Annotated in this window: 22 protein-coding genes and 1 pseudogene; 8 read left to right on the forward strand and 15 right to left on the reverse strand. The window is 58.8% G+C overall.

Going from position 1 to position 23841, the window contains the following annotated elements; translation table 11 throughout:
- The first annotated feature begins 229 nt into the window (after positions 1-229).
- The gene (locus ACQZ5F_RS19520; protein WP_052819144.1) at positions 230-928 is read left to right on the forward strand and encodes a glutathione S-transferase; all 699 of its coding nucleotides are present in this window, start codon (positions 230-232) and stop codon (positions 926-928) included.
- A gap of 126 nt (positions 929-1054) precedes the next feature.
- On the opposite strand, the gene ACQZ5F_RS19525 is transcribed toward ACQZ5F_RS19520, so the two are convergent.
- Positions 1055-1459: a VOC family protein gene (locus ACQZ5F_RS19525; protein ID WP_448730755.1), complete on the reverse strand. Its 405-nt coding sequence runs from the start codon at positions 1457-1459 to the stop codon at positions 1055-1057.
- A gap of 27 nt (positions 1460-1486) precedes the next feature.
- Entirely contained in the window at positions 1487-1822 is a 336-nt protein-coding gene (locus tag ACQZ5F_RS19530) for a cupin domain-containing protein (protein ID WP_052819146.1), read from the reverse strand.
- A gap of 148 nt (positions 1823-1970) precedes the next feature.
- Here ACQZ5F_RS19530 and ACQZ5F_RS19535 point away from each other — a divergent pair, with 148 nt between their 5' ends.
- The gene (locus tag ACQZ5F_RS19535; protein ID WP_444562064.1) at positions 1971-2510 is read left to right on the forward strand and encodes a MarR family winged helix-turn-helix transcriptional regulator; all 540 of its coding nucleotides are present in this window, start codon (positions 1971-1973) and stop codon (positions 2508-2510) included.
- A gap of 113 nt (positions 2511-2623) precedes the next feature.
- A complete protein-coding gene (locus ACQZ5F_RS19540; protein WP_046801065.1) occupies positions 2624-4573 on the forward strand; it encodes an ABC transporter ATP-binding protein/permease in 1950 nt (649 codons plus the stop codon).
- Between the two features lie 33 nt (positions 4574-4606).
- On the opposite strand, the pseudogene ACQZ5F_RS19545 reads toward ACQZ5F_RS19540, so the two are convergent.
- Positions 4607-4708: pseudogene (locus ACQZ5F_RS19545) on the reverse strand (Lrp/AsnC ligand binding domain-containing protein); the annotation flags it as partial.
- 299 nt (positions 4709-5007) lie between these two features.
- On the opposite strand from ACQZ5F_RS19545, the gene ACQZ5F_RS19550 reads away from it, so the two are divergent.
- Complete coding sequence (locus ACQZ5F_RS19550) at positions 5008-5688, forward strand: DUF2161 domain-containing phosphodiesterase (protein WP_448730756.1); 681 nt, start codon at positions 5008-5010, stop codon at positions 5686-5688.
- A 204-nt stretch (positions 5689-5892) separates the two neighbouring features.
- On the opposite strand, the gene ACQZ5F_RS19555 is transcribed toward ACQZ5F_RS19550, so the two are convergent.
- The 4 genes from ACQZ5F_RS19555 to ACQZ5F_RS19570 all read right to left on the reverse strand — a co-directional run bounded on the left by ACQZ5F_RS19555 (position 5893) and on the right by ACQZ5F_RS19570 (position 10668).
- Complete coding sequence (locus ACQZ5F_RS19555) at positions 5893-6411, reverse strand: hypothetical protein (RefSeq protein WP_046801063.1); 519 nt, start codon at positions 6409-6411, stop codon at positions 5893-5895.
- 158 nt (positions 6412-6569) lie between these two features.
- Positions 6570-7520, reverse strand: coding sequence for an MYG1 family protein (locus ACQZ5F_RS19560; RefSeq protein ID WP_448730757.1), 951 nt, complete (start codon positions 7518-7520; stop codon positions 6570-6572).
- A gap of 309 nt (positions 7521-7829) precedes the next feature.
- On the reverse strand, positions 7830-9047 hold the full coding sequence (locus ACQZ5F_RS19565; RefSeq protein WP_448730758.1) for a glycerate kinase family protein: 1218 nt from the start codon (positions 9045-9047) through the stop codon (positions 7830-7832).
- A gap of 142 nt (positions 9048-9189) precedes the next feature.
- On the reverse strand, positions 9190-10668 hold the full coding sequence (locus tag ACQZ5F_RS19570) for an SLC13 family permease (RefSeq protein ID WP_448730759.1): 1479 nt from the start codon (positions 10666-10668) through the stop codon (positions 9190-9192).
- Positions 10669-10885: 217 nt separating this feature from the next.
- Here ACQZ5F_RS19570 and ACQZ5F_RS19575 point away from each other — a divergent pair, with 217 nt between their 5' ends.
- Entirely contained in the window at positions 10886-11203 is a 318-nt protein-coding gene (locus ACQZ5F_RS19575) for a hypothetical protein (protein ID WP_225338422.1), read from the forward strand.
- A 101-nt stretch (positions 11204-11304) separates the two neighbouring features.
- Here the strand turns inward: ACQZ5F_RS19575 and ACQZ5F_RS19580 are convergent, their stop codons facing one another.
- Positions 11305-12714 (reverse strand): S8 family serine peptidase, encoded by a 1410-nt coding sequence (locus ACQZ5F_RS19580; RefSeq protein ID WP_448730760.1) that lies wholly within the window; start codon positions 12712-12714, stop codon positions 11305-11307.
- Between the two features lie 113 nt (positions 12715-12827).
- Here ACQZ5F_RS19580 and ACQZ5F_RS19585 point away from each other — a divergent pair, with 113 nt between their 5' ends.
- Both ACQZ5F_RS19585 and ACQZ5F_RS19590 read left to right on the forward strand, forming a co-directional pair.
- Entirely contained in the window at positions 12828-13370 is a 543-nt protein-coding gene (locus tag ACQZ5F_RS19585; RefSeq protein ID WP_046801061.1) for an RNA polymerase sigma factor, read from the forward strand.
- Positions 13367-14119, forward strand: a complete 753-nt coding sequence (locus ACQZ5F_RS19590; RefSeq protein WP_052819148.1) for an anti-sigma factor family protein — start codon at positions 13367-13369, stop codon at positions 14117-14119. The genes ACQZ5F_RS19585 and ACQZ5F_RS19590 overlap by 4 nt, the downstream gene beginning before the upstream one ends.
- 87 nt (positions 14120-14206) lie before the next feature.
- Here ACQZ5F_RS19590 and ACQZ5F_RS19595 read toward each other — a convergent pair whose 3' ends face one another.
- Entirely contained in the window at positions 14207-15460 is a 1254-nt protein-coding gene (locus tag ACQZ5F_RS19595; protein WP_052819149.1) for an MFS transporter, read from the reverse strand.
- 90 nt (positions 15461-15550) lie between these two features.
- Between ACQZ5F_RS19595 and ACQZ5F_RS19600 the strand changes: the two genes are divergently transcribed.
- Positions 15551-16402, forward strand: a complete 852-nt coding sequence (locus ACQZ5F_RS19600; RefSeq protein ID WP_448730761.1) for a LysR family transcriptional regulator — start codon at positions 15551-15553, stop codon at positions 16400-16402.
- 63 nt (positions 16403-16465) lie between these two features.
- On the opposite strand, the gene ACQZ5F_RS19605 is transcribed toward ACQZ5F_RS19600, so the two are convergent.
- The 6 genes from ACQZ5F_RS19605 to ACQZ5F_RS19630 are packed head-to-tail and all read right to left on the reverse strand — an operon-like array spanning position 16466 to position 23823.
- The gene (locus ACQZ5F_RS19605) at positions 16466-17713 is read right to left on the reverse strand and encodes a glucarate dehydratase family protein (RefSeq protein ID WP_448730762.1); all 1248 of its coding nucleotides are present in this window, start codon (positions 17711-17713) and stop codon (positions 16466-16468) included.
- Position 17714: 1 nt separating this feature from the next.
- Positions 17715-18512: a sugar phosphate isomerase/epimerase family protein gene (locus ACQZ5F_RS19610; RefSeq protein ID WP_448730763.1), complete on the reverse strand. Its 798-nt coding sequence runs from the start codon at positions 18510-18512 to the stop codon at positions 17715-17717.
- Positions 18509-19543, reverse strand: coding sequence for a hydroxyacid dehydrogenase (locus tag ACQZ5F_RS19615; protein WP_448730764.1), 1035 nt, complete (start codon positions 19541-19543; stop codon positions 18509-18511). The genes ACQZ5F_RS19610 and ACQZ5F_RS19615 overlap by 4 nt, the downstream gene beginning before the upstream one ends.
- Positions 19540-20709 carry an SGNH/GDSL hydrolase family protein gene (locus ACQZ5F_RS19620; RefSeq protein WP_448730765.1) on the reverse strand — a complete coding sequence of 390 codons (1170 nt, stop codon included), beginning with the start codon at positions 20707-20709 and terminating at the stop codon, positions 19540-19542. The genes ACQZ5F_RS19615 and ACQZ5F_RS19620 overlap by 4 nt, the downstream gene beginning before the upstream one ends.
- 16 nt (positions 20710-20725) lie before the next feature.
- A complete protein-coding gene (locus ACQZ5F_RS19625) occupies positions 20726-21475 on the reverse strand; it encodes an SDR family NAD(P)-dependent oxidoreductase (protein WP_448730766.1) in 750 nt (249 codons plus the stop codon).
- Positions 21476-21492: 17 nt separating this feature from the next.
- Positions 21493-23823 (reverse strand): alginate lyase, encoded by a 2331-nt coding sequence (locus tag ACQZ5F_RS19630; protein ID WP_448730767.1) that lies wholly within the window; start codon positions 23821-23823, stop codon positions 21493-21495.
- Between the last annotated feature and the right edge of the window lie 18 nt (positions 23824-23841).

A 23841-nucleotide genomic window follows, 5' to 3' on the forward strand; every position in this document is an offset into this window, starting at 1 on the left:
CTGACATCTGCGCAAACGCCTAGCAAATGTAATGAACCGCAAGCGCTGCGGGGCTGACAACTTTGAGCCCAGGCGCGCCCGGTTGTCATCATCCGCAACGCGTTAAAACATCGAACCAAAAGTTGCGTGCAGCAACTCTTCAAAGCTCCGCGTTTGTTTCCAGCGCGACGCGGTGGAACTGGCAATAGCCAGCCCCGTTAGAGGTTTGCGTAACGAACAGGAGGACGATATGAGCGACTTCGACCTTTATTACTGGCCAGTTCCGTTTAGAGGTCAGTTCATCAGGGGAATTCTGGCCCATGGCGGATGCTCCTGGGATGAACATGGTGTCGATGCGATAGACGATATTATGCATCGTGAGGTGGGGAAGCAGCCGATAGCTTTCATGGGGCCACCGGTCCTGATTGATCGCGAGCGCAATTTCGCCATCTCGCAGATGCCGGCAATCGCCCTCTATCTGGGTGAGCGGCTGGATATCCTGCCGGCGGCGGTCGAGGGCCGCGCACTCAGCGCCAAAGTGGTAAACGACGCCAACGACGTCCTTGATGAGCTGACGCTCAGCGGTGGGCGCGAGATGTGGACGCCAGAAAAATGGGAGGAGTTCGTCCCTCGTTTACGGAAGTGGCTCCGCATTTTTGAAGATACCGGGGCAAGAAACGGTCTGACCGCTCACTCCGGATTTATGCTCGGATCGGAAAAACCCGGCGTCGCAGATATCGTTACCGCCCTGCTGTGGACGACGATGGCTGACCGCTTTCCAGTCATTAAAGGCATTATCGAAGATACTTCGCCAGTCATCTGGGGCCTTTCCTGTCGGGTGGGGGCTACAGCTCAGCTGGCCGCCTTGAACCGCCGGAGTTTTGAAGACTACGGTGATGCTTATTGCGGAGGAGAGATTGAAAGATCACTCCGAAAAGTTGCGGGCTAACCGTGAATGTATGAGACAACCTGCTGCGCGGTCTGATGCCGCGCGGCAGAGTTTTTTGAGTGCCATGTGGTTCGTCGCGATTGAGCCGGCAAAAGCGTTATAGCGCCCGAAATGCCGATCATAAGGTCAGCCGTCTTTGCCTAGATTCATGTAGGCCGGCTCGAATACGTGACCATCGGGATCGGCGAAGGTGCGGAGATACATGAAACCTAAATCCTGCGGCTCTCGAACATCCGCTTGCCCGCCGGCCTTTGCCGCGGCCTCAACCATGGCGTCGACCTCGTCTCGGCTGTCGCGCGAAAGGGCGATCAGCATGCCATTTGTTGTGTGAGCATCGGCGATGGGCTTGGTGGTGAAGGTCTTATAATAATCATGCTGTAGAAGCTGGAATGTGATTGTGTCCGACCACACCATCGAGCTTGCATCTTCGTTGGAGAATTGCTCGTTCTTCGCACAGCCGATTGCCTCATAGAAGGCGGTTGAGGCAGCCAGATCTTTCACCGGCAGGTTCAGGAAAATCATTCTGGCCATTGTCTTTCTCCTCATGGTGGAACGGGATTACAGGAAAGTCTGCTGGAAGGTCTCACTTGGATGAATACAGATGATCTCCAGCCGTTCGGTGCCGATGTTTTCGAAGCGGTGGGGAATATTGGCAGGTCCGACAATGATGTCGCCGGATGAACCATGCGCCCGGCGATCGCCGATGGTGAATTCGGCCTCGCCTTTTCGAACGACCCATGTTTCCGCATAGGGGTGAACGTGCAGTTCAGGCCCGCGACCCGGATCGGCGTTGACGAGAAAGATGGATACGGCACTTCCATATTCGCATCCTTCATAACGTACCGTTCGGCTCTCGCCAGCTTTCGGTTCCTGATGACGGCGGATGGAAAACATCTGATCTCCTCCCTGAGATAGAATTATCTTCGCGAGAAGATATATTTCTAATTTATCTTCTCGTCAAGACATTTACCTTCTCGCAAAGATATATTCACGGCGCAGGCGAAGCCGTATATGGTTTTCAGGTTGATGATGGGGTGAAGAGATGAAGCAGGCGAAGACGATGACGGATCGCACGGTCGAAGCTGACAAGGGGGATCATGTCGATCGTCTCCGTGGCCAATGGGCGCAGGAATTACCGGATATCGATACGGAGCCGATGGCCATTTTCGGAAGAGCCAAACGGCTGAGCAACCTTTTGGCACCGTCTATCGAAGACACGTTTGCCCGTTTCGGCCTTGATCGTGGGGAGTTCGATGTTATCGCAACATTGCGCCGGTCGGGACCGCCCTACCAATTGACGCCAACGGAGATGTACACAACGCTGATGCTCTCGTCGGGTGGCCTGACGCACCGGCTTGACCGACTGGAAAAGGCCGGTCTCATCGAGCGCAGGAAATCGACGCTTGATGGGCGCAGTATCGTCGTATGTCTTGCACCGGCCGGCATTGATCTGGCCGAAAAAGCGTTTCGCGAAGACATGGCAAGCGAAGTGGGTTTCCTGCAAGGCCTCAATCCGGAGGAGCGCAAAAATCTTGCGGCGCTGCTGAAAAAGCTGGTGTTGGATATCGAGTCTCGATTGTAGCTTTGGGTGTAGATTTTCCCGGGAAACGCTGCGGATATTTGTTGGCGAAACCATTTGCCGCGTCCCCTCGCGTAGCCGTGAAACCTTTCAAACCGCCGTTCGTTTAAGCATCCATGACCGATGCTGATGCAAACCCGAAACCGGTCGATGGCACCGGCCAGAATGGTGCGAAAAACGCGCCCATGACGGAAGATCGTGACATTGATGATCCCCTCCCGCCCGAGGAAATAGAGCCCGCTTCAGGGTTGACGCCGGAGGAGGCCGAGCAGGCTCGAAAGAGATATCTGCTGAAGCGCTTCTGGATCAGCGCGCGAGGTTACTGGAGCCGCCGTGGTGATAGGCTGGCGTGGCCGTTCTCGCTCGGGCTGCTGGCGATGATCGGCATAAATGTCGGTTTCCAATATGGCATCAATGTCTGGAATCGCGGGATTTTTGATGCGATTGAAAAAAGGGACGCATCTACCGTCTATTTTCTCGGATCCGTCTTTCCGCCGCTGGTCCTGGGAAGCGTCTTGATCGTGACGTCCCAGGTCTATGCCAGAATGCTGATCCAGCGCCGCTGGCGCTCATGGCTGACGAAGTTGCTGGTCGCACGATGGATTGCAAATGGCCGCTATTATCAACTCAATCTGATCGACGGCGATCATCAAAATCCTGAGGCGAGGCTGTCGGAGGATATGCGGATCGCCACCGAGGCGCCGGTGGATTTTGTCGCAGGTGTCATCGCCGCGTTCGTGTCTGCTTCCACCTTTATCGTTGTCCTGTGGACGATTGGCGGGGCGTTGACGCTGTCGGTGGCGGGAGTGTGGATTACAATACCCGGCTTTCTCGTGGTTGCGGCAGTGATCTACGCCGTCGTTACATCTAGTTCCATAGCTTTGATTGGCAGGAACTTCGTTCGAGTGTCCGAGGTCAAGAACCAGCTGGAGGCGGAATTCCGGTACACGCTTACGCGCGTCCGGGAAAATGGCGAGAGCATCGCCCTGCTTGGCGGGGAAGAGGAGGAACGGAGCGACCTCGACAAGAGGTTTGTCAATGTGCGCCGGCAGTGGCGGCTGATGGCGCTACAATATATGCGCACCACGATCGTGTCGCATGGATCGATGCTGATCGCTCCCGTCGTGCCGGTTCTGCTTTGCGCGCCGAAGTTTCTCGATGGGAGCATGTCGCTCGGAGAGGTCATGCAATCCGCATCGGCATTCACCATCGTTCAATCCGCCTTTGGCTGGCTGGTCGACAACTATCCCCGGCTGGCCGACTGGAATGCATGCGCACGGCGCGTCGCATCCCTGATGATGTCGCTTGATGGTCTCGAGCGGGCCGAACAGAGCGACACCCTCGGTCGGATCGTGCGCGGTGAGACGGAAGGCGAAACAATGCTCAGCCTCAAGGATGTTTCCGTTTCGCTGGGTGACGGTACCGCTGTCGTCAAAGAGACGGATGTGGAAATCGGGCCGGGAGAAAGGGTGCTGGTCGCAGGGGAATCCGGATCGGGCAAAAGTACGCTTGTCCGCGCTATCGCCGGCCTGTGGCCGTGGGGCGGTGGCGACGTGAGTTTTCGCGCTGGCAGTCGACTTTTCATGTTGCCGCAGCGCCCATACATTCCGTCAGGTACGCTGCGTCGAGCGGTCTGCTATCCGCAGGCGGCCGAGAGCTGGACTCTCGAAGAGATAGGGGCAGCTCTCGACAAAGTTGGCCTTGGTCACCTCAAGGACAAGGTGGAGGAAGAGGCGCCGTGGGACCAGACGCTGTCGGGTGGTGAAAAGCAACGGCTGACCTTTGCTCGCCTGTTGCTGAACGATCCTGACATCATCGTCATGGACGAAGCAACCGCAGCCCTGGACGAAAAAAGTCAGGACAAGATGATGCAGACGGTAATCGATGAATTGCCCGATGCCACGATCGTCAGTGTGGCGCATCGTGCCGAGCTTGAAGCTTTCCACAGCCGAAAGATCACGCTGGAACGTCGGGAGGGTGGCGCAAAACTCGTCAGCGATATCCATCTTGCTCCTCGCAAGGGCAGGGCCGGCTCCCTGCTTCGGCGTATGGTCAAACGGAAGTGAGGGCATTCTGCCTCCAGATGCCGCCTTGATGAGATAATCATATTCGCCGGTGGTCAGATAGGCTTCCAGCACCTCCGGAAGCGCGGCCATGGCTGCGCCGAAACGTTCCAGAACCTCGTCGTCGTGGCGCTCCATAATTACCGTCTCGGTCAATCCCAGGTGCGCCTGATCGAGAATGGCGGTGTAGCCGCGAATGATCAAAGGTCCATATAGTGGATCATACTTTGAAATAGAAAGATCGACGGATCGCGTGTTCGCCCTCGTCGAGGGCGCAGCGTCGTCGCAACGCCGCAGCGAATGTCGATCCTCTGCGAAATTTATGGGCGGTTGTCTCCAGCGCTGACGATTTGTAACGGCGTCGGCGGCTATAAAGGTTGTCCTGAGCACGTGGAACGATGTATTCGGGGCCGGATATCACTTGATCCTGCAGGCACATGGAAACTTCGCTTTATCTGCCCGTCAAAGGCTTTCTTGAAAAGGCAGGTTACACTGTCAAAGGTGAGGTCGGCGGTTGCGACCTCGTCGGTTTGAGCGACGACGATCCGCCTGTTGTTGTGATCTGCGAGCTAAAGCTCAGCTTTAACCTGGAGCTCATTCTGCAGGCAGTCGATCGCGCAGCTATTGCAGATGAGATATGGATTGCGGCCCGAATTTCAGCCAAGGGCAGAGGCCGGGAGGCCGACAAGCGCTACCGTGATCTTTGCCGCAGGCTTGGGATCGGCATGCTCGGGATTTCTGATAGCGGTGACGTCAGCGTTGTTGTCGGTTCCATATCACCGATGCCGCGAACCAATCCGAAACGGCGTTCGCGGCTCATGCGTGAACACCAGAGGCGACGCGGAGATCCGGCAGTCGGCGGGAGCACCCGGGCGCCGATCATGACCGCTTACCGCCAGCAGGCGCTCGGCTGCGCGTTAGCGCTGGCATCAGGGCCGCTGCGTGTGCGCCAGGTCAGGTCCAGCATACCGGATGCCGGAAAAATTTTGCTTTCGAATGTTTACGGCTGGTTTGAACGGCTCGATCGGGGAGTTTATGACCTGACTGACGCCGGGCGGGAAGCGCTGCAGCGGTGGCCGCAGCAGGATATGCCTGCGACAGCCGCCATTCCAGACTGATTTCATTCAGTGACAGACCCAAGCTGAGACGCTGATGGCGATGTGCAAGAGGTATGGCGCTATGGCGCAGCCATCACAATGGAACCGCCGCCTAAGTCGAAGCCTGAAACGGCATCGACGTCGGCTGCCGCACGGGTTTAAGGCTCATTCACTGCCGTGATCGCCAGGGCAAGGCAATGGCATTGGCAGGTCGCCCGGTGATATTCAGTCCGGGGCGAATTCACAGGCCAACAGGGTTTTGCCGCCAAGAGCGTCACCTTCCCGGGCCACAATGGAGACTTTTCCGGGGCCCGCCAGACCTTCCGGGGGCTGCAGATCCTGCGAGAGTTCCCGTGCATAACCTTTGCTGGAGGTACCCATCAGGTCGGAAGTTTCTGGCTTCAAATCATATTTCGCCGCCAGATCGTCGGCACGCTGGCCCTTGATCAAAACGCCGACCGCACCATTGGCGAAGAACACTTCATCGCTTTCAAATCCATCACGGCCGATCTGAAAGGGAAGTGTGTAGATTGCCGCGCCCAGTGACGATGTGTCTGGTTTTGCAAGCTTTTCCGCTGCATCGTAAATCTCGGTCGCAGATGTCATCGAGTATGGCGGATTGCACAGCGCCGCATCATAAAATGTAGGATCGGTTTTGGCTGCCACAGCGCTTCCGGCTTGGAGCATAGCGAAAGTGATGCACATTACGGTCGTGCCGTGACGAAGGTGTGTGAGAGCGAGCATAGGCGATCCTTGAAATTTGCCTGTCGTTTATTGGTGGAAATGCGTCAGGTATCATCTTTGCTTGGAGCACCAAAGTTTGCGCCTGTCGATATCCGATGGAGCCTTTTCCCAAAACAGCCGGCTGGTGCGCAAACAACGCAGCAGGATAGGCCGCTATGTCACGGCTTTATCGCTGTGGCCTCCTTGCCGAGGGAGAGAGCCTCTTTCACCGCCAACTCCGCCATGGCTAGCGCAGCATCGCGGGTTCTGGCCGCTGCGACAAACCGGCCGTTGTGGCAGAAGCTCGCTCCTTCGACGCCACAAACCGCTTCCAAATCCTTGTCCGTCAGACCGGCCCAGGCGGCTGGCAGATCCGCCCGTAGATCAAAGCCCTCATCGGCGCGACGGATACCGGTCAGGCACCAGTCGTTGTTGCGGGGGTGAACGACAAACAGTAGATGGTCGGCGCCCGACTTCACGATAGCGGGCCGGAACGGCATTCCCACAGGCAATTCCAGAATATGCCCTTCGCCGGCATCCACGATAGCCCGGTTCACAAGCGCCTCAGCCCGCAATTTTGCAGCGCTGTTGGCAATCTTCGCCTCGATGAAGCTGCGGGCAATGGCGAGCGCCGCATGGAAACTGCGATTGTCGGCGTCGGGATCTGTCTCGTCAAAAACAGGTTTCAGGGTTTCCAGCAAAACAGGCAGCGTTAGCCCGGCAAGTGGCCCGGCGATGGAAGGGCTGAGCGCGCCATTGTCGACCAGATCGACCGGCAGCACAAAGCTGGTATCGAACGCGGCATGGACGGTCTCGATATGATCTTCTGGAACGCCCGAGGCGACAAGATAGTCCCGGCCGAAGTGCTTCCAGATCAGACCGAACGAACTATAGGGCTGACCATCGTCCCGTAATGGCGCGCCGCGCTGGTGGTGGTCGAAGATTCTGCCCGCTGGGTCATAAGCGCCGCCGACGTCGTAGATGATGCGGTCCGCGCCGGGCGTGATCCATTCGGCTGCCCTGCTGCGAACGAGGCGGGCCTGGGGGAAAAGCCGGGTCAACACGACGCTGGACAGAAGCTCATCAGCATGGAAGCCACCGGAATGGGTGACGAGGAAGTCCGGGATCATGTCAGGATACGCCTTGTTGCTTGCGGAAGGCCCGCTTTGGGGCCGGGCAACTGATACTCTGTGCCGGACGCCATCTCAACCCGCCATTTTCCACGGAGGCCAAAAGCAATGATATGCTGTACGTTCTCGGATAGATGTGGTCTTCCTGCGCGAGTTATGGCATCAATGCCGCGCGAAAGCGCCAGAAAACGTCATGATATCCTCCCCGGAGGGCGCTGCCGCGTATTTCTCAATACACATTTGGCAGCGCCGGTTCAGGCGGATATCGGGATAGGTTGCGTGCTTAAGGGCGAGCGCCTGCGAATTTCCTCAGGAGTACCGGGAACTGGACATGCCGGTTCCAATTGCGGACGGAGCACGAACTCTTCCCCTTATGCGCAAGGTTGTTCCGATCATGATCATCCTGACGGCATCCTCCGCCGCGCGGGCCAGAAGCTTCGGTGCCGATGATATTGCGTCCTCCAGGGAGCACGGTCGGGTCAATATCGAGGCGAAGGCATCAATCCCGTATTCGAGATTAAGCCTGACGCCCTTGCCGATCGTACCAGCAAGCGCGACCACCGGAACGCCGGCCTCCTTGGCCCGACGGGCGATTTCGGCTGGAACCTTGCCGAAGGGGGTCTGGCCGTCGAGGCTTCCTTCGGCAGTGATCACCAGATCGGCGTTACGCAGATAATCATCAATATCGAGATATTGCATGACGATGTCGTAGCGGGGGTGAAGCTTGCCGCAGAGCAGGCCCAGTACAGCTGCTCCCAGTCCGCCCGATGCGCCAGCGCCCGGTGCTGAGCCGACATCGAGACCGGTGGCGTCTTCTATGCGCTCTGCGTAGATTTCCATCGCCGCAGCAAGCTCTTCCACTTGTTGCGGCGTCGCTCCTTTCTGCGGCCCGAAAACGCGGGCGACACCTCGCTCCCCGAGAAGCTGGTTATGCCAGTTCACAGCGGCATCAATGCGCACTTGGGACAGGCGCGGATCTCGGTTGCTGAGATCGATGCGGTTCAGCTTCGCCAAGGCTGCACCGCCACGGTCGAGGTCGCGGCCGGCGGCATCGAGCAGTCGGACGCCCAGCGCCTGAGCCATGCCGGCGCCGCCATCATTGATGCCGCTGTCGCCGCAGCCGAGCAATATCCGTCTTGCGCCACCGTCAAGTGCGGCGCGCACGAGTTCGCCGACACCATAGCTCGTGGTGAGGCAGGGATTGCGGCGATCACGCGGAACAAGGCTGAGACCGGCAGCCGCAGCCATTTCGATGACCGCCGTCGGCTCAGGGCATCCGCCGAGAAATCCGATAAATGCGGAGACGGGTTGTCCAAGCGGGCCGGTCACCGTTACCGGGTGGATCGTGCCATTGGTGGCGCCGGTCAATGCCCGGGTAAAGCCTTCGCCGCCGTCGGCCATGGGTGCCTTGACGACCTCGGAGCCGGGAAATGCACGCAGAACACCTTTTTCAATGCAATCGGCGGCCTGTTCGGCTGAGAGACTTTCCTTGAAGCCCGAGGGGGCAACAACAACGCGGAAGGGCATGGGAAGATCCTTTCATGACAAGTATGTGACATTGGGGAAACGTGGCCGATCAGCACTTATTCCAGCGATTAAAAAATTTAGTCGGATAAATAAAAAAGGCCGCATATCGCGGCCTTTTGTTCACTGCAATTCATTGTTTGTTTTAGATTTTTTGCGAAAGTCCCTGCATCGGCCAAAGAAATATTGCCGACAGGATGAGCAGGAATATGAATGGCGGCAGGAGGAAATAACCAAGCTTGCGCAGGTCGGCTTGAGTGAATGCTGCGGGTTCCATTCCACCGAACAGAACGACCGGTTTTGCCGATACCATCGTCATCTGGCAAAAGCCGCTTGCCAGTGTCACCATCATCACAAGCACGGCCGGATCCACGCCAAGGCCAGACAAGGGTAATGCAAAGGCGGGAACAAGAACCGTAACCCGCGCCGTGCGCGAGGTGATCACCAGATGGGAAAAGGTGGCGACAATTACGGCAAATGAGATGACGATATAAGGTGCGGTGATCAAGCTCTGGCGGAAAACAGCCACCAGCCGATCGGCCAGCATCTGTGCCGTGCCCGTCTCGATCAGCGCTTCGCCGATGACCAGCGTGCCGGCCATGAAAAGAAGCAGATTCCACTCGACGGTTTTCAAGGCTGTTTTCAACGTCATGCCGGAGACATCAGGCACGCAGAGGACAAGAGCTGCCACCATGCCGATCAGCGCCATTCCGACACCGTGAATGGACTGGGTGGAAAACATCAGGACCGTGCAGGAGACCACAGCCGCGACGATGATCTGTTCTCTGGAAAAGGGGGCGATTCGCGCCAGGCCCGCTTTGCTGTCCGGGACCATGTCGCGTTCCTCTCTGGTGAGAAACACATGCAGCAGGATGGTGCAGGCAATCAGGCAGGTGATGAGCGAAAACGGTCCGGCCAGCACCAGCCAGCCGATGAAATCCGGCTGAGTTCCGGTCAGGCGGGCCAAGAACCCGGCAGCAACCAGATGCGCCCCGGCGCCAATCAGGGATGCGCCGGCGGAAAGGAGAATGATCGTGGGAAAGAGCAGGCCGAGGGCACGGGAAATGCGGCTATTGCCGATTGCGCCTGACAATCCGAGATACACCGGCATGAGAATGACGGCCCGGGCTGAGGTGGAAGGAATGACGAAGGCGGTCGCGAAGGTCACAAACGTCAGCATCCAGAACATCGAGCTTATGCTGCGCATTCTGGGCATCAGTCGTGCCGTCAATTGCTCGATGAGACCCACATGCCGCAATACGCCGGCAATCACGAAGGCCGACAGAAGAAGCCAGATGATGTCATTGCCCAACGACTGGTAAACCAGATTTTCCGGTATCGCGCCGACGACGGCAAGCGCGATAGCCCCGGTCAGGGCAACCGGCGTTTCAGGCAGTTCGAGGACCGTCCAGGCGATGATGGCCGACAAAAAAATGAAGAGTGTCGCCCGCATCGGCATTGTCAGGTCGTCGATCGCTAGAAAGATCAGCACAGCGGCGAAGGCAGTCAGCAGCATCGCAACAATATGTTTGAGGCGCCGGACGGAAACCGTAGCCTCGGTCATGGCGGTTGTCGGCAGGTCTTTCTTCAGATTTGCCGTGGGCAAGGACATGAGATGTGCCACCAGTGGCCTCCTTTGCATCGCGCCGTCATCAGAGGGCAGTTTCGGATCGGGAGAGCCGCCCGTGCGGCACAAATTTTCCCCTATGTCCGATTATGAACGTTCGATGACGGTGAATATTCCCAGCAGAGGCAAGTTTTTGAGGGGCAGGGGTGGCCTGAGGAAAATGTCTTTGCGCGGAATAAAGTCGCGTCAGCCGCGTTCCTCGCCAGGTACCGACATGGCAGGTACCGACATGAAACATGAAAGGAGAAACGTCATGAGGCATATTTTTGCCGCAAGTGCCGTGGCGCTGTTTGCCACGGTAACCTTCACGGTTGCAGCATCTCCGGCATACGCCACGGCGATACAGCCGCAGCCACCGCTTCGCGCGCACTCTCACATCGTTTTGGTGGATGATGATGGCGATGACGACGATGATGACCGTCGCTTCAGTCGCCGCTATCGTTATGACAACGACGGGTGGCGGAACTTCCGCGGCGGTTCCCGCGACGACGACGATGATTTTGACGACGACGATGATGACGATGACGATTGATATCGTCCATCAAGATCTGACGTTCATGCCCGGCCTCGCGCCGGGCATTTTTATTAAAGCTGCACATGGATAACGCAAAAAATAGAGTGACGCTGGCAAGCTCAACTCTGGCACAATGTTCGTGCGTTCAGCAGACCCCAACCGAAAATCGCGTCCTTACCCGGCGCGCCCATGTCGCTTGCCGACTGCGCCAGGGCATTTGCGACGTCGTTCGGCCGCATGTCCGGGTTTGCGCCCAGCAGCAGCGAGGCCGCAGCCGTTACAAAGGGCGCGGCAAAAGACGTGCCGCTCTTCTGTCTGCCGCCGGAAATGGAGGCGGCCGTCCACACGCCGACGCCTGGCGCTGCGATGTCGATATGCTCCCCGCGAACGGCGCGCCGATATGGCTTCATGCTTCTGTCCACGGCCGTGACCGCGATAACATCCGCATAGGCTGCGGGATAAACCGGCTTGGCGTTCGGACCTTCATTGCCGGCTGCGGCGACCAGTATCGTGCCCTTGTCGATCGTCGCGCGCACTGCCTTTTCGAGCAATGTGTTCGCAGGCCCGCTCAGGCTGAGGTTGATGATCCGGATTTTTCTGGCGGCGAGTACGTCGAGCGCCTGGATGAGATCGTATGTTTCGGCAATATCGGCCGTCTTGCGATAGCGCTGGAAGGCATCTATCGCCACGAGGTGCCCGGCGGGGAGAAGGCCGGGCGCACGGCTGCCCGCGGCTCCGACCAGAAGGGCGGCGACCGCGGTTCCATGCTGTTCACCCGATGGCGCTTCCGCACCATTACCAAGCTGCACGACCTCAATCGCGGCGTCGGTGAATGATGCGTGTCCGGCGTTTATGGCGGTATCGATGAGGCCGATCGGCAACGGAGCGGCGCAGCTTGCCGGTTGTTCCTGATCACCATCGAGAGGCCAGCCGACCATATGTCTCACGAGCTTGCAGCCATCACCGGAACAGGAAGAGGCTTCCTGCTGTTCCGGCTGATAGAAATGGTTGAAATCCACGGATGCGGAAGGCGCTGTCGCGATGACAGCCTGTCGCGCGGTATCCAGTGTCATTCCCCGCGGTATCGTCAGCTTGATCAGTTCGCTGCCGGTAAGCGCTATGGTCGTTCGTTCATCAACGACAAATCCTTCCTGCGTCAGGTTTGCTATCGCTGGATCGTCGAGGCCGAGCGCCAGTATTTTGTCGGGTGCGCGTTCCGGAACGGCGACGGTCCTTCGCTGCGGCGGCCTTTGTTCCGCTCGCTGGAACGGCCAGCCAAAAAGCGAACGCAGATCGCCACGGGGACGCCGGTTGTCGCTCCCGCGGTCTCCCCCTCCAGACGAGCCGCCATACCCGCTACCGCCACCATCGTCGTCATTGCCGCCGCCATCGTCATCATCGTCTGCGCGCGCTGCGGAAATACCGGGAGCAATGCCTGCCGATTGCAGCAGCGGCAACGCGGCCTGTGAAAAGGCGGCGGTGAGGATAACGATTAAAAACCCGAAACGAAGCGGTGCAGTCTTCGACAAATGGCTATCTCCAGTAGAAATTACACTCGAAACATTCCGAACATATGTGTGAATGTTACCTCAGGTAGACGTTTGGCTCGACAGATTATTCCGTTCCGTGCCAAACAAATCGCATGACGAATGAAACGCCCACAGTGCCGCAGCGGCTGGTCGAGTTCCTGCCGAACCTGCGTCGATTTGCGATTTCGCTCTGCCATTCACGCGAATTGGCCGACGATCTGGTGCAGGCCGCCTGCGAGCGGGCAATCGTTGCTGCCGACAGTTTTGCACCCGATACCCGATTCGACGCCTGGATGTTTCGTATCCTGCGCAACCTCTGGATTGATCATCTGCGCCGTGCCAGGACCGCTGGTCCGCAGGAGGAGATCGAGAAGGCGCATGATGTGTCGGTGCCTTCGGGAGAAGCAGCGACGCATGCGCGCATGGAACTGATGGAGGTGGTGGCGGCCCTGCAGAAACTGCCGGAAGAGCAGCGCGAAGTGCTGGTTCTGGTCTGCGTCGAGGAGCTCAGTTACCGCGATACGGCCGATGTTCTCTCCATTCCCATCGGCACGGTCATGAGCCGGCTGGCGCGGGCACGCAAACATCTGGCGGAACTGACGGGAATAAGTCTGGGGGAGAAACGTTCGTCAGATAGGAAAGGCGGCGTTGCATGAGCATGGAACATTTTGACGACGAGACATTGATGGCATTTGCCGATGGCGAACTTGACGAGGCGACCAGCCTTCGTCTTGAAACCGCGCTCGAAACGGATGACGCGCTTGCCGAACGCCTTGCCGTTTTCCTCGACACGCGGACGGCGCTCGCCTCGACGCTCAAGCCGCTGATCGATGAGCCGGTGCCGGATGCGCTTGCTGCATCGGTACGTCGCATGGTTGAGGACGCCGAAGCCAACAGTTCCGATACGGAGGGTGCCAAGGTCATTGCTTTCCGCGGACGGGAAAAGCCAGAGATATCCCGCTTCAGGCAGCGCTGGCTGATGCCGGTTGCAGCCTCCGTCCTCGCCGTCATTACCGGTGTTGGCGGTTTTGTCGCCGGGCGTAGCGGTCTCGAATCAGGCACATCGGTCAAGGGCGCATTGTCTGCTGCGCTCGATCGTCAACCGTCCGGCAGCGATATCGCAGTCGGTCAATCCGAAGTGCTGCGCATCGTCGCAAGTTTTGTCGATGGCCGGGGCGCACTCTGCCGCGAATACGAATTGAAACGACAGGAAGAAAACACCCTGGCCGTTGCCTGCCGGTCGGATGGCACCTGGGTAACACGTCTCGCCCTATCGTCACCAAGGGCCGACGGTTATGTTCCGGCGTCTTCACAGGAGACAATTGACACCTATCTGACGTCTATCGAAGCCGGCGGCCCACTTTCCGCGGCGGAGGAGCAACGTGTGCTTTCGAAGGCCGAATGATGTGCTGCGCGTGTCGGCGGAATTGCCTTTTTTTTTTGACCAAGGCACTTGCTTCGGCCTCATTCCCTGTCAAAGCAGTCAGCTAGTCTACGATGAGCTAATCTGAGTTCTGGAGGGGCGCAGCGAGATTGCCAGGGGCAGCGCTGTCACAACCACCGGCAAGATGAGTACCGACCACGCTGCCCCGTAGCCAAAACTGTCGACCAGCAGCCCGAAGATGTAAGGGCCAATTGCCATGACAGCCAAGCAGATCGTGGACGCGAAGGCGATTGTCGATGCTATCGAACCTTTCGGTGCGCTCTCGGCGATCTGCAGAAGATAAAGCGGAAACCAGCCGATCCCGAATATCCCCAATATGACGAGCACCGGGAGGATCACCAGCGGCGGAGTGCCGGTGGGAAGAAGCGCCAGGATTGTCGCAGCGCCGGCGGCAATGACGGATACCAGGCCAAAGGATTGACCGCGAAGACCGGGCCGGAAACGATCGCTGAGCCAAGGCAGGAGAATACGGCCGGGAATGCCCGCAAGCTGCGTGGCGGCAAACATCGAAGAAGCGGCAAAAAGGCCTAGCCCCAATCCATCCGCCATGAAGCCGATCGCGTGTGCGGTCAAGGTGAATTGAAACGCAGACATGGCGATACCGAGCCGCAATACGGGCCAGAAGCTGCGATCCTGCCCGACGATGCGGACGAGTTTGCCTAGAGATAGTGGACGCTCGGTTTTTGCGGCCAAATCGCCTCCCTCGCGATACAGCCCCCAGAAAAGCGCCGCGCCGACAATGGAAACACCGGCGCAAAGCCATGCTGCGGCATGCCACCCGTAACGGACCGCCATGAAAGGCAGGAGAGCGGCTGCAATCATTGTTCCAAAGGGAACCGCCGCCTGTCTGAACCCTGTGGCAATGCCGCGTTTGGCAGGTGGGAACCAGCGCATGATCGCCCGCGTGCCGCCCGGTTGGACGGCCGCATAGGTGCCGCCCAGAAAAGCGATGCAAACAAGCAGCGCGGGCAGGCTGTCTGCGAATGCCGCTGCACAGGCCATGGCGATCGCCATGCCGAGCATGGCAATGCCGACGATGCGACGTTCACCGTGAATATCAATGGCGCGGCCGAGCATGAACATTGTCGCGATCTGGACGCCGTTCATAACGGTCACGGCAAGCGATGCAGATGCGAGGGAGACCCCGAATGCTTCCCGCCAGAAGGGCACGAGAATGTAAATTCCCTGCGATACGAATGAGCCTGCGGTTTGCGTTCCGACCGCCACGGCAAGGACTGCCCAGATCCGGGGATCGGTCTCGGACGTGGGTGTGGGCGAGGACAAAGAAATCTGTGACGACACGAAAAGCTCCTATCAGGGTTTTCGTGCGATAACCTTTCTGGTCAGCCGACAGAATTAGGAGCTTGCAAGTTTCAGCGATAACAGCTTGTTATGCAAGTCATGCGCTCATTGGATCCTGAAGCCGTCGAGGCTTTTCTTCTTGTTGCCGAATTGCAGTCGTTCACGCGGGTTGCAGGCGTTATGAATACGACGCAGGCGGCCATATCCCTGCGCTTGCGCCGGCTCGAAGACTTGCTGGGGCATCGCCTCGTCGAACGGACGCCACGCCGCGTGCGGTTGACGGCTGCAGGCGAACGCTTCCTGGAGCCGGCGCGGGCCTATGTCGCTGCCGGTCGTCGCGCGCTTGATGTCTTTGAACAGGAGCCAACGCGTCTGGCGATCGGCGTTACCCATCATCTGATCGGGGCCGACCTGCCTCGGATACTTCGGGTCGTCAGCGAGCGCGAGACGAGCGTGACGCTTCATCTTCGTACGGCCGGCACAAGAACCCTGCTTGACCTCTATGATGCCGGAGAACTCGACGCGATCGTGGTGCTGCGGCACGATGATATCCGCCGGGATGGGGAACCTCTGTTTCAGGAGAGCTTTGGCTGGTATTGCAGCGGGGATTTTGATCTGCCTTCAAACCTCCCGGTGCCGCTGGTGCTTCAACCGGAACCTTGCAATTTGCGGGCCATGGCTCTTCGGGCGCTGGAAACAGCGGATATCCCCTGGCGCGAGGTATTTGTCGGCACCGGCGCAACGGCGGTCGGAGCCGCGGCTGAAGCCGGGATTGGCATAGCACTTCTGGCACAAAGCGCAGCCCCCGCCGGTGTGCGGCAGGTCAGGGGCCGCGCGCTCCCGGAACTTCCGAAACTGGATGTCGTGATGATTTCGACCGTCACCGGCGACAGCGCGAATGCCGTGCTTCGACGGATCACCGGGGCATTTCGATCATCCTGATCTAGCGTGTGGTTGGCCGGAAGCGCTGAGAAATCGGCCAGTCGAGTTCTGGCGCATGCAAGATTACCAACGCGGCACACGCCTTTCATAAGCGGGGTCGAAGAGCTTCATGTAGGCTGTGTCATCGCGCTCCTTCATCGCGGTCTGCTCATAAAGAGCCGCAAGTTCGGCGAGCTTCTGCCGATTGAGGCTGACGCCAAGTCCGGGCGCTTTCGGCACATCCAGACGACCGTTTCGGAATGTGAAAGGCGTACCCTCGATCACATCGACGCCCGTCCATGGGTAATGTGTGTCGCAATCGAAACTAAGGTTCGGCGTTGCTGCAGCCACATGCACCATCGCCGCAAGGGTGATGCCGAGGTGGGAATTGGAATGCATGGAAACACCAAGCCCCAGTGTCTCGCAGGTCTTTGCGAGATGGGTCGAAGCGCGCAATCCGCCCCAATAATGGTGATCTGACAGCACGATCTGTACCGCATTTTTACGGAAGGCGGTGGCGATCTGGTCGAACTCCAGAACGATCATGTTGGTGGCGAGCGGGATTGAGGTTGCGGCCGCCACCTGCGCCATCTGGTCCATGCCGATGACCGGGTCCTCAAGATATTCGAGAATATTTTCAAGCTTGCGGGCAATGTAGATGGCCGTTTCCACTGTCCAGCCGCCATTCGGATCAATCCTCAGGGGGTGATGGGGAAAGGCTTGCCGCAGCTTCAGCATCGTCTCGATCTCGAGATCGGGATGCAGCACGCCGCCCTTCAGTTTCAGCGATTGAAAACCGTAAGCGTCGACCATTTTCCGGGCTTCGCCGACCATCTGGTCAGGGGTCATAACCTCTCCCCATTCATCCGCCGCTTCGCCGATATGGCCTGCAAATTTGAAAAACAGATAGGCGCTGAAAGGTACGCTTGTGCGAACCGCCCCGCCAAGCAGGTCTGAAACCGGCCGCCCAAGCAGCTTGCCCTGAATGTCGAGGCAGGGGACTTCGAAGGCCGAGGCAACCACATCCGTCAGCTTGTGATCGGCGACAGCCGATTTGGCATTGATGCCACCGCCGCCCGGCAAAGCCGTAATGATACGCGATTTCAGTTCGTGAAGATGAAAAGGGTCCAGTCCGATGAGGGCTGGTGCGGCGCGACGCAACCCGTCCAGCGCCTTGATGCTTCCGTAACTTTCCCCAAGCCCGGTCGTGCCGTCGTCGCATATGACTTCGATGATGGTGCGCAGCGCATGGGGCTGATGGACACCCTTGCAATTCAGCAATGGCCGGTCGGGAATGGCGACCGGAGTGAGGTGGATTTCGGCTATGCGCATATCAAGAAACTCCTTGTCGCCACCAGTGGCGCGCAGCCTTCAGCGCATCTTCCAGTGGTGGCAGTTGGGGGTGCCAGTGGCGTTCCCATTCGAGGCTGAGGGGAATTTGCCGTTCGTCCGGCTGGAGCAACGAAAGCAGTTCCGCGATGGGAAAGTTGCCCTGGCCGGGCAGAACGTAGCGCCGTTTTCCGTCTTTATCCGTCGTGCTATCCTTGACGTGCAGATGGACGGTGTTTTTAGCGATGTGGCGCCAAAGGGTTTTGAGATCGGTGCCTTTGGCCCATGTATGATGGGTATCCCACAATATCCGGGCCGTCGGTACGTGTTCCAGAAAAGCGAGCAACTGATCGAAATCGGCCAGCGCGTCGTGGGTTTCGATCATAAGCTCGACATTCAGCCCGCGTGATTGCCGCAGACCCTGCCACTTGTCCAGCAGCGTCGCTGCGCGATCCAACTCCTCCGCCCCAATTTTTTTGCCACCATCGAATATCCGCAGATAGGCGATGTTGGCAGCTTCCGCCCAGTCAATGAAAGGGTCTAGCTCGGAGAGACTGCCGCTTCCGAACAGCCGCATGGATGTGTTGAGAGCGGCAATTCTGATGTTGCGTTCGGTCAGAAAAGTGGCAAATCGGGCAGGGGTGCCGAACTCGGCAACGAGCGCGGAGATCAGGTCTATGGTGCCGGATAGTGCGCGCAATTCCACGCTTCTTATGCCATGGCGCTCTGCCAGATCGGCCGTCTCATGCAGGCTGAGGTCGGAGCAGCCGAGGGTCGAAAAGCAATAGTCGGAACCGCTCATGCCATACGCTCCATATCCTGCTTATAGACCGGGTGGAGTGGCGCAAGCCCCGCCACGAAGCGTTCAATCTCGGTAATGGCCAGATCGGAAAGTGCGCGCAATTCGTTGCCCAGCGCCCCGGCTATATGAGGGGTGAGCACGACATTGGGCAGATCGTAAAATGGGCTGTCCGTTGGCAAGGGTTCGGGTTCGGGCGTGTCGATCAGGATGCGCAGCCGTCCGGAAAGCGCCTCGGCCAGCAATGCCTCGTGATCCACCAGCCAACCCCGCGCGGTATTGATGAAGATGGCATGATCGGCCATCAGCGCCAGTTCACGGGCGCCGATCATATGGCGCGTTTCCGGCAGGATCGGCGCGTGCAGCGAGACCACATCGGAGCAGGCGAGAAGTTCATCCAGCTCCGTTTTCCTCGCGCCGAGGGAGGCTGCCTCTTCTGGCGAAAGAAAGGGATCGTAAACGGCAATCTCAAATTTGCTGCGCGCCAGCATCTCCATCACCAGCCGCCCGATGCGTGAGGCGCCGACAATGCCAACCTTGCGGGCATGATTGCCGAGATGCGGCAGGCTTCTGCCACGCCTGCTGCCAAAAACGCCGGTGCCGCGCTCCGCCCTGTGTTCATCCCGCAACCGAAAGACGTCCTTGCCGCACATGATGATCGCCGCATAGGTGAATTCGGCAACCGGCACGGCCATGGCGGAAGCTGCTGTCGTGACGAGAATATCGGACGTTTCCCAGAATTCTGCGGGCGCAACCACCCGCACCGATGATGCCGCATAGGCCAGCATTTTCAGCCGTGGCGCGCGGGAAAGTCGTTCGCGTGTGAGGGATGGCGTACCCCAGGCAGCGAGCAGAATGTCAGCTTCGGCGAGAGCTTCGGCACCTTCAGCGGTGTCGAAATCCGTATGGGGAAAACCCGGAATAATGTCCGCTATCGCATTCAGCCGCGCCCATTCGCGCGAACCGAAGAACGCTTCGGGAAGCTCGCTGCGCATGGCGATCAGCAGGCGTGGTTTATTCTCGGAATGTTTCATGCGCGCACCGGATTTGAAATGGGGCGGATGTCGATGCTGGAAACATCAATCTCGATCGGTTGAGAACCGGGTTGCAGGATCACATCGAGAAAAAGTTCGGGCGGTGTCTTGCCCGACCGTAGTTTCAGGGGAGGGGTCCTTAACGCGCCTTGCCACTGCGCGGACGGAAAGGAAAAGAGCCTGCCGTCATCCGCGCGGAACGGTGCGAGCGCCGTCATCGTCTGTCCCTCGGCTGCGACATCTTTCAGCCGCAGCGATATTCCCAGAACCCCATCATGGGCCGGTATCTCCACATTACAGATCGCTTCCACCCAGACGCCGGTGCCGGGGTGGACAAGCTGCCCGCCAAGACGATGGTTCTGCTCACCCGTTTCGGTGACGATCCGGGCCGAGAGATCCGATGCGAGATTGCCGGCTGGATTGTTTACCGGATCGAAGCGATCATCCTTTGACAGGAGCCGGGCAGGCGCACGGGGCACGATCGTTTCGAGGTAGTCCGCCAGCAATTGTCCGACGGCAAAGGCGCCGGGTACGGAAAAATGGGTTCCGTCATCGGAATAGCCGGGATAGGACTCGCCGAATTCGCTGTCAGGATCGACCCACGCCGCGTTCCAGTCGAAGATATGGCAATTGGCGTTGTTTGCCGCAAATTCGATGCTTTGCCGGTTGATCCAGTGCGCCTTGGCGCGCTCCGTACCGCCTGCGGGCCATTTCCCGACGCTTCGCGCCAGAATGGGAAGCAGGATCACGGTCTTGCCGGCGGCGAGCAGGACTGAGGCGATCCTTGCCCGCGTGTCGGCAATCGTCTGGCGCGTTTCCACCATCATGTCGTTGGTGCCGGCATCGACAATGATCAGGTCAAAATCCGATTGCAGCAACCGAGACAATCGCCGCTCGATCTCGACCGCCTTCTGGCCGGAAACCCCGAAATTGAGGCCGGAAAAGAACCGGCTGACACCGGGCCGGTTGCTCGGCTCCCACCCAGACGGCACGGATGGATCGTGGTGGACCGGGCAACAAAGCCTGCCATGCGACAGGACCTCGGCCCAGCTCATCCAGCCGCGTGCCGATGTGGCAAGCGAGCTGGCGTCACCAATATGGTTCTGCTGGACGAGCGAGGTGCCGAGAATGGCAATCCGGCTCGCCCTTGGTAACGATACGGACATGGTTTTTACCGGGATATCAGGAGAACAGGACGCCGCCATTGATGTCGTAGCAGGCGCCGGTGACATAGGCGGCATCGTCAGATGCGAGGAAGGCTACCAGACCGGCAACGTCTTCGCTCGACCCTTCGCGCTTGAGCGACGTTGCGCCGGCCACCCGTTCGCGCACCTCCGGCTTGGTGAAGGTGTCGTGGAAGGTGGTCGAGATCATGCCGGGGCAAACGGCATTGACGCGGATATCAGGGCCGGCTTCCTTGGCAAGGCCACGGGTGAAGGTCATCACGGCACCCTTGGAGGTCGCATAGGCAAGAGCGCCCGGGCCGCCGCCATCACGGCCGGCCTGCGACGAGAAGGTGACGATGGCCCCGCCCTTTGCCATTTTGGGCAATGCGGCCTTGGTGGTCAGGAACAGCGATGTCAGATTGACGTCGAGGACCTGATGCCAGAAGGCTTCATCCATCTCTGCAATTGTCTTGCGGGCGATCAGGCCGCCGGCAACATGGACGAGGCCATGGATCTCGCCGAATTTGTCGGCAGCTGTGGATATGGCTGCCTCAACGTCGCTTGCATTGGTGAGATCCGCCTTGATGGCCAGAGCCGAGCGGCCAAGCTTTTCGATTTCGGTAACGGCTGTAGCCGCACCATCGGCAGCACCATTATAGGTAAGAACGACATTGGCGCCTTCCTGCGCAAAACGGATGGCACATGCCCGGCCGATATCCCGGCCGGCGCCGGCGACAACAACGGTCCTGTTGGTAAAACGCTGCATTGGAAAACCTCGTATGGTTAGAACTGCTTGGGAAGTGAGAGCTTGAAACGCTCGTCATCGACATCGCTGAAGTAGATGTCGGTCGAAAAACCCTGATCGTCGATGAAGCTGAAGATGCGCTTCGGCTCCTTCAGGCTGTAAGGCACGAGAAGGGTGACAAGGCGATGCCGGGTGGCGGCTGGAGCCGTGGCGCAGACATGGTGGTGAATATCGAGCCCTTCGAATTCCTTCGGGTCGATATCGGGAAAACCTTCCACTGCGCTGATTTGTGGCGTGCCGGCCGAAGAGTAGACGAACTGCCCGTAGAAGCCGGCTTTCTGGCCATTGTAGCGGAAGCTTGACCTGCCGGTCTGCGGCGCTCCGAGTGTATGGCAAAGCCATTGCAGTTCCTGGGGTTCGGAACATTCCACCTCGTCGACAATCACGAAATAGCTGTCATTGACGAAATGGATTTCGCGCAGCACCTTTTGAACCAGCGGGTTCGCAACCTGGTAGGCGGCTGTGGCGTCGCCGACGATACGCACATGGCCGGGCTTTTCCTCCACCGAGGCGATGCGGCCGGCGGCGCGGCGCGCAAGCGCCTTGTCCTTTTCCGCATATTGGCCCTTGCCGCCGATCAGCACCGCGTTTTTCGACCGTGTCTGACGGCGCCAGTTCAGGTGCATCTGCGAATTGAACGCCACGTAATAACCGGACTGGATCGCCAGATCTTCGCCATGGGCATAAAGCACAAAGGCGTTCTGGTCGCCATGGCTGTGGCTGAGCGAGCCATAGGGGCTGGATTTGAAGACGAACTGCAGGTGCCGGTCCGGATCTTCCATATTTTTCTGGATCGTGGCCCAACCGATATCATCGAAAACGGCGAGTGCCGGCAAGTCGGCAGGCGGCACGGCTTCCACCTGCCGGTAATCGTGGCGATAGACGAGATCGTCGAAGTTCAGGTCCCACCAGCCGTAATTGTAAAAGGCCATTTCCGTGCCCGTCGCATCGGCCTTGATGTGATCGAAATACCATTGGTAGTGGCCATTGCCGGTGACGCCGGCGAATTGCCGGACGTTGTAGCCGAGTTTCAGGCCGGGAAGATCACCGAGCGTGGAGTCGTCGCCGAAGTTGGCGCGACGGGTGCCGGGCGCCTTGGTGTAAAGCGGGAAGCGGCCGGTATTCTGGAAAAACGGCCGCTGATAAAGGTCGTAACCCATATAGGAGCGGATCAGGTTGGCGGCCTCGATAAGATAGGCCATGCCTGTCATCCAGTAATGCGGACCTTCCGCCCAGCCGCCGTCGGTTCCGGCCCATGGAGAATAGAGCGTGGCGAGGAATTCGACGGTATAGTCGAGCCATTCGCCCGCCTCTTCGCTTTCGCCCTGAAGCGCGATGCAGGCCGGTGTCAGGACAGCCGAAAGCGAGCGCACCGCATGGCTGTCATAGGGAAATACGTGAATGCGGGCGTGTGCAATGACATGGTCGGCAACTTCCCGCGTCCGTTCGAGAAGAACGGACCGCACGGTCTTGCGTTCGTCTTCGCTCAGATGGTCGTACAGCCAGTCATAACCCCAGGCGAGTGCAACAACGACACGGAACCCCGCCTCGTCATTATAGGCGCGCGAGGTCGCACCTTTCGGGTCCCAGGCGGCGACGGCCAGCAGCCATTTGCGAGATGCATCGAGAAGATCGTTGCGCCCGAGCACGCGGCCGGCGATGGCAAGGTGCCGGATCGCATAGATCACTTCCTGGCAATCAATATACATCTGCCGCCAGAGCGCGGCGACCCGCATGTTGTTGGGATAGGGCTGCGGTTCCGGCATGACCGGCCGCTGCAGCCATGGTTCAACCGATTTTTCGTAAAATTCGGCCCAGCCGCAATGATTGGGATCCTTTGCAACGGCATCGGCGAAGGTGCTCAATTGCTCGGAATTGAGCCACAGCCGAGGGTGGCTGGTTTGCGCGGCGGCGTGGCGGGCAGACTTGCCGGGCAGCGGCGTTTTCGGCAGTGTTGCACCGATCTCGAAACTGCGCACGGCGCTCCAGTTGGAATGCGCTGTCGCGGATTTTTGATCCCAAAGCGCATAACACCAGTGATAGTGGCCCTCCGGCAGCGCTTCATCCGGTGTGAAGAAATTCCAGGCGAGATCTTCGAAGACGAGCGTTTTTTTGTCCGCAAAGCCGGGATCGGCCGAAATGCGCAGCACGTAACGCGCGCCGTCGTCGATATCCGGTAGCCATGAAAAGCGCGGAGGGTTCTCCGTCGGCTGTGCTTCTTCGCTCGGCTCGTAGCCAATGGTCAATGAGCCCGGGCGGGGTTCATCGAGAAGTGTCTGTCTGGAGATGGCCGGGGCAGAGGGACGCATTGCGCTCTAACTCCTATG

The sequence above is a fragment of the Agrobacterium sp. 22-210-1 genome (assembly GCF_053522525.1).